The organism is Martelella mediterranea (genome assembly GCF_021021415.1).
GTDB lineage: Bacteria > Pseudomonadota > Alphaproteobacteria > Rhizobiales > Rhizobiaceae > Martelella > Martelella mediterranea_C.
Window position 1 is genome coordinate 37,648 of the sequence record NZ_JAINWJ010000025.1, and the last position, 6,282, is coordinate 43,929.

General features: G+C 64.8%; 4 protein-coding genes. All 4 read right to left on the minus strand.

Annotated elements, in window-relative coordinates; translation table 11 throughout:
- Positions 1-13 precede the first annotated feature (13 nt).
- Positions 14-1,069 carry an ATP-binding protein gene (locus tag K7H91_RS15450; protein ID WP_230721165.1) on the minus strand — a complete coding sequence of 352 codons (1,056 nt, stop codon included), beginning with the start codon at positions 1,067-1,069 and terminating at the stop codon, positions 14-16.
- Complete coding sequence (locus K7H91_RS15455) at positions 1,062-1,757, minus strand: response regulator (RefSeq protein WP_230721166.1); 696 nt, start codon at positions 1,755-1,757, stop codon at positions 1,062-1,064. The genes K7H91_RS15450 and K7H91_RS15455 overlap by 8 nt, the downstream gene beginning before the upstream one ends.
- 77 nt (positions 1,758-1,834) lie before the next feature.
- Complete coding sequence (locus K7H91_RS15460) at positions 1,835-4,963, minus strand: multidrug efflux RND transporter permease subunit (RefSeq protein WP_230721167.1); 3,129 nt, start codon at positions 4,961-4,963, stop codon at positions 1,835-1,837.
- Positions 4,964-5,039: 76 nt separating this feature from the next.
- Positions 5,040-6,194 carry an efflux RND transporter periplasmic adaptor subunit gene (locus tag K7H91_RS15465; RefSeq protein ID WP_230721168.1) on the minus strand — a complete coding sequence of 385 codons (1,155 nt, stop codon included), beginning with the start codon at positions 6,192-6,194 and terminating at the stop codon, positions 5,040-5,042.
- Positions 6,195-6,282 lie beyond the last annotated feature (88 nt).

Here is a 6,282-nt window from a genome sequence, read left to right on the forward strand (position 1 = left end):
CTCGCTGAAAAGGCTAATCCCGGCGCGGCAGCCGGATTTCGACGGCAAGGCCGGCGTTTTGGGAAGGAAGGATCAGCGCGTCGCCGCCATGCGCCTTGGCGATCGCCTTGACGATCGGCAGGCCGAGACCCGAACCGCCCCTTGCCCGGCCGCGCGACTCGTCCGCCCGCCAGAACCGCTCGAAGGCGCGCGCCCGGTTTTCGGCGGAAAGGCCGGGGCCGGTATCGGTGCAGCGGAAGAAGACATGCTCTGCGGAAACGCCCGTCTCCACGAGCACGCTGCTTCCCGGTGCATAACGGCAGCAGTTGTCGAGAAGCGCTACGAAGGCCTGTCGCAACCTTGCGCGATCGGCGTTCGTCCCAGCGCTACCCAGATGCCGGGTCGCGGCGATCCCCGCCCTTGCAAGCGCCTCCTCGAGCGAATTCATCGCCGCCTCGGCCTCCTCCGCGAGGTCGAGGCGTGCGACCTGCAGATCGAGCTGGCCGGCATTGCCCAGCGCCAGCGTGCGCAATTCCTCCACGATGGCCGACAGGTCGTCCACATGTTCGATCAGCCGGGAATAAAGTTTCGGGCTGGGAGTGAAAGCGCCGTCCGAAAGGCCCTGCAACCGCCCGCGCAGAATGGTGAGCGGGGTCCTGAGCTCATGCGCAATCGCCGAGTTGGAATATTGGAGCTCGGTCTCGGCGCGTTGCAGCCGTTCCGCCATCTGGTTGAAATCGTCGACAAGGTCGCCGGCCTCGCCGAAATTGCCGCTGCGCAACGAGGCGCGCGCCGAAAAATCGCCCTCCGCGACCCTGCGCGCGGCTTCCGCAACCGATTTCAGTGGTTCCACGATCCGTCGCGCCAGGATCCAGCCGAGCAATGAGGCGGTGGATATGCCGATCCCCAGAAGCAGGCCCAATGTGACGATATCGCCGGTGCGCAGAAAGTCATCGTCAGTGAATTCGGGATAGAGCCATTCATAGATGAAGAAGAAATACGCAATCAGGCCGAAATAGACGACGGCGAAGGCAAGCAGGGTCAGTGCGATCATCGCACGGACGATCCGGGAATTCAGGTTTCTAGCCATCGATGCTGTCCAGCCGGTAGCCGACGCCGCGCACGGCAGTGAGCAAGCCGTCCGCTCCGGCGGCGGAAAGCTTGCGGCGCAGATTGCTGACATGGCTATCCACCGTGCGGTCGAGCGCTTCGCTCTCCGGCATGCAGGCATCGACCAGTTCCGCGCGCTCGAATGCCCGGCCGGAGCTTGCGGCCATATGGGCGAGAATGCGGAACTCGGTCCGGGTCAGGTCGAGCGCCACCGATCCGGCGGGCGTTTCGACCGCTGCGCGATAGGCCTGCGGATCGACGGTCAGCGGGCCGACGCGCAGCACCTCGGCGGCCCCGCGGCCCATGGTCCGGCGCAAAACGGCCTTGGCGCGGGCCACGATCTCGAGCGGGTTGAACGGTTTAACGACATAGTCGTCAGCGCCGATGCGCAGCGCTTGCAGCTTGTCGAGATCCTCCGCAAGTGCTGTGACCATGATCACCGGCGTGTCGCCGCGTCGCCTGATCGCCGCCAGCACCTCGTAGCCGTCCTGTCCGGGAAGCTTGATGTCGAGCACCACCAGATCGGGGCGCAAGCGCAGATGATGGGCAAGCCCGACGGTCCCGTCGCCCGCGGTGATGACCCGGAAGCCCTCGCGCGCCATGTACGTGCCGATGATTTCCGCAATCTCGGGTTCGTCTTCGATAATCAGGATCAGAGCATTGTTCATGGCCATGTCTTCGATCTTTGAAACGCGGTCCGGAGCGTTCCCCGTCCATCCTTTCGAATGACGGGGAACGCCCGAACTCATTGCGCCGGCGCGGCGGGTTCGGGTTTGTCGGCAACACCCGTCCTCCGCGATCCGCTGAGCGTCAGTCGGCTGACTGTAACGTAGAGCACCGGCACGAAGAATACCGCAAGCGTCGTCGCCGACAGCATGCCGCCAAACACGCCGGTTCCGATTGCGTTCTGGATTTCGGAGCCGGCGCCATGCGCGAGCATCAATGGGACGACGCCGAGGATGAAGGCCAGCGAGGTCATCACGATCGGCCGCAGCCGCAGCCGGGATGCCCGCAGCACGGCCCGATGGAGGCTCATGCCGTCATTTCTCAGATGGCGGGCGTATTCGACCAGAAGAATGGCGTTCTTGGCCGAAAGCCCGATGATGGTGATCAGGCCCACCTTGAAGAAGACGTCATTGTCCATGCCGCGCGCCAGCACCGCCACGACCGCGCCGAGCGCGCCGAGCGGCACGACCAGCATGACCGAGAGCGGGATCGACCAGCTTTCATAAAGTGCCGCAAGCACGAGGAACACGACCAGCATCGAGGCGGCCAGCAGCATTGGCGTCTGCGTGGCGGATTGCCGTTCCTGCAGCGATTGCCCGGTCCATTCCACAGCGAAGCCGCGCGGCAATTGTTGCGCCAGACGCTCCATCTCGGTCATCGCCGCGCCGCTCGAAACGCCCGGCGCCGCCGCGCCCGAGATGTTCGCTGCCGGATAGCCGTTATAGCGTTGCACCTGCAGCGGCGTTGTTTCCCACACCGGCTCGACGACTTCCGACAGGGACACCATGCCGCCATCGATATTGCGCACCTTGAGACGCAGCACATCCTCGACATGCATCCTTGCGGGCGCATCGGCCTGCACGACCACCTGCTGAAGCTGCCCGTTATTGGGGAAGTCGTTGACATAGGTCGACCCGATCGCCGTCGAGATCATATCGCTGATGGCCGAGAAGGACACCCCGAGCGCCAGCGCCTTCTGGCGATCGATCCTGAGCGCGATGCTCTGGCCATCGGGCAGCCCGTCCGCCATCACGCCGGTCACCAGCCTGCTTTCGGCGGCGAGCGCGATCAACTGGTCTTCGGCCGCCTTCAGCGCCTCCGGCCCGGCATTGGCGCGGTCCTCGAGCCTCAGCGCGAAGCCGGATGTGGTGCCGAGCGATTCGATCGCCGGCGGTTTCATGATCATGGCCATGCCTTCAGGAATGTCGGCCATGGCGGCTTCCGCCGCCGCGATCTCCCGGTCCACCGTGGTGTCGCGGTCGCCCCAGTCCTTCAGGCTGGTGAAGGCCTGGGCGGCATTGGGGCCGGAGCCGGAAAAGCCGAAGCCCAGAATCACGAGGCTCTCGACAATATCGGGCCGTGTCGCGGTATGGGCCTCATAGATCTTGACGACCGCGCGCGTGCGTTCGGCGGTGGCGCCTGCCGGAAGCTCGAACATCGCCATGAAGTTGCCCTGATCCTCTTCCGGCACGAACGATGTCGGTATCTTCGAATAGCCGTAGCCGAGTGCCGCAAGCAGCGCGACATAGATGACCAACATCCGCCCGCCGCGCCGCAGGACCCAGCCGACCGCGCCGGTATAGCGCGTCGCCAGCGCATCGAATCCCCTGTTGAACCACCCGGAGAAACCGTCTTTGGCATGGGTCTGGACGGGTTTCAGGATCGTGGCGCACAGCGCCGGCGTCAACGTCAGCGCAAGGAAGGCGGAGAACAGGATCGACACCGCCATCGACAGGGTGAACTGGCGATAGATCGCGCCGACGGACCCGGCGGCCATGCCCATCGGGATGAAGACGGCGGCGAGAACCAGTGTAATTCCGAAGATCGCGCCTGAAATCTCGCGCATCGCCTGGCGGGTGGCGTCGCGCGGCGACAGCCCTTGCCGCGACATGATCCGCTCGACATTCTCGACGACGACGATGGCATCATCGACGATGATGCCGATGGCGAGCACCATGCCGAACATGGTCAGAACGTTGATTGAATAGCCGGCGAGCTGCATCACCGCAAATGTGCCGAGCAACGCGATCGGCGCGACGATGGTCGGGATCAGCGTATAGCGGATGTTCTGCAGGAACAGCAGGATCACCAGGAAGACCAGCACCATAGCCTCGATCAGCGTATGGACGACCTTGGTGATCGAGACCTTCACGAAGGGCGCGGTGTTGTAGGAGATCGCGATCTCCATATCCTGCGGCATTGAGGGCCTCAGTTCCGCGAGGCGCTTTTCGATTGCGGCGGCCGTGCTGACGGCGTTGGCGCCGGGCCGCATCTGGATCGCGGCAGCAGCGGCCGGCTTGCCATTGCTGCTGACGCTGAAGGCCAGCGTCTGGGCGCCGAGCTCGACCCGCGCCACATCCGAAAGCAGAAGCCGCCCGCCATCGGCCTTGGCCCTGAGCGGTATCGCCGCGAATGCCTCCGGCGTGGTCAGCTGGCCATGGACGGTCAGCGGCGTCGAGACCTTTGTGCCCGGAACCGTCGGTTCGTCGCCGACCCGACCGGGTGAGACCTGCGCGTTTTCGCGGGTGATCGCCTCGGTCACATCGGCCATGGTCAGGTCGTAGGCCGCGAGCTTGGCCGGATCCACCCAGACGCGCATGGCCCGTGGCGAGCCGAATTGCTGGACGCGCCCGACGCCCGGCAGGCGCTTCAGCTCCTCGCTCACATTGCGGGTCATATAGTCGCCAAGGGCGAGCTCGTCGGTCTCGCCGCTGACCGACCGGAGCGTGAGCACCATCAGGAAGCCGGATTCAGCGGCCTCGACGCTGATGCCGCCGCGACGGACCGCCTCGGGAAGCTGCGCTTCGGCATTCTTCAGCCGGTTTTGAACATCCACCTGCGCCAGTTCCGCATCGGTTCCGGGCTTGAATGTCACCATGATGTTGGCGCCGCCGGTCGAGTCGGCGGTGGATTCGTAATAGAGCACGTTCTTGACGCTCGAGAGTTCCTTCTCGATGGGCCGAACGACGCTGTCATTGACCGTATCGACGCTCGCGCCGGTATAGGTCGCGAAGATGCTGATGCTTGGCGGCGCAATGTCCGGAAAGCGGGCCACGGGAAGCTTCGGAATGGCGACGAGACCGGCCAGCGCGATGAAGATCGCGATAACCCAGGCAAAGACCGGACGGTCGATAAAGAATTGTGGCATGATGTCTGACCTTCAAAGCAATTCCAGGTGAAGTGGATGCCGGTTCACCGTCCGGAATTGCGCGAAAAACAAAGAATTAGAGCGTATCGACCGCCATTGCGGCATCCTGCGGCACGCTCGCCGGGCGCACGCGCATTCCGCCCTGAACGCGATCCTGACCGCGAATGACGATCATCTCGCCCGCTTTCAGCCCCGCTGTGACGACAAGGCGTCCGCCGATAGCATCGCCGAGAACCACGCTGCGCCGCTCGGCCCGGCCATCCGCCGTCACGACGACGAGCTGCGCCTCGCCGGCGCCATTGCGCACGACCGCTTCCTCCGGCACCAGCAGCGCATCGGGAAGGACGCCGCGCGGCAGGCGAACGCGGACATACATGCCGGGCAGGAGGCTGAGACCGGGGTTTTCCACCTCGACCCGGACCGCGGCATCCCCGGTTCCCGGATCGACCGTGACATCGGAAAGCGCCAGCCGGCCCGGGCGGGGATGCGGCTTGCCGTCCGCGTCGAGGATCTCCGCCGGCCCCAATCCCGCCTCGGCGGCAGACTGCACGCCATCCAGCTTCGTTGCCGGCAGGCGCAGATCGACATAGACACGGTCCAGTTCCTGCACCACGGCCAGCTCCGTCTGGCTGGAGGCAAGCGCGCCCTCATCGGCGACCGTGCGGCCCACATAGCCGCTGATCGGCGAGCGTATCGTGGCGAAATCGAGGTCGAGCTTGCGGCGATGCGCGACAGCCTTTGCTTCGGCAAGGTTCGCCTCTGCCGCGGTTAGATCATTTTGCGCTTCCTCGTAATTCTTGCGGCTGGTCACGTTTTCCGCGATCAACGCCTTTGCCCGCGCCAGCCCCTGGCGGGCATGCGCCAGCGCCCCTTCCGCCCGCATCACCCCTGCCTGCGCCGTTTCGAGATCGGCCTCAAGCAGGGCGGGATCGATTTCGAAGAGGACCTCGCCCGACTCGACCTCGGTCCCGCCTTCGACAAGCCGCTTCTTGATGATGCCGGTGACCTGCGGCCGGATTTCAACCCGCCGATAGGCCGCCACGCGCCCGGGAAAGGCGTCGATCAGGACCACGCGCTCCGGCTGAAGCGTCAGCGTGGTGACCTGCACGGCCCCTCCCGCATCGGCAGACGGTTCTTGCGGCTGCGAAACCGCCCCGTGGCGGAGAACCAGAAACAATGCGAGGGCGGTGACGCCAACGATAGCGGCGACAAATGAAAGGCGATGCGACATGGAAGGCGTCCGGACTGGTGTTTGTCATCCGCACCTGACATGCGCCCTTCGGTTTTCGGTCGAGAAATGATGGAGATCTGGTGGAGAT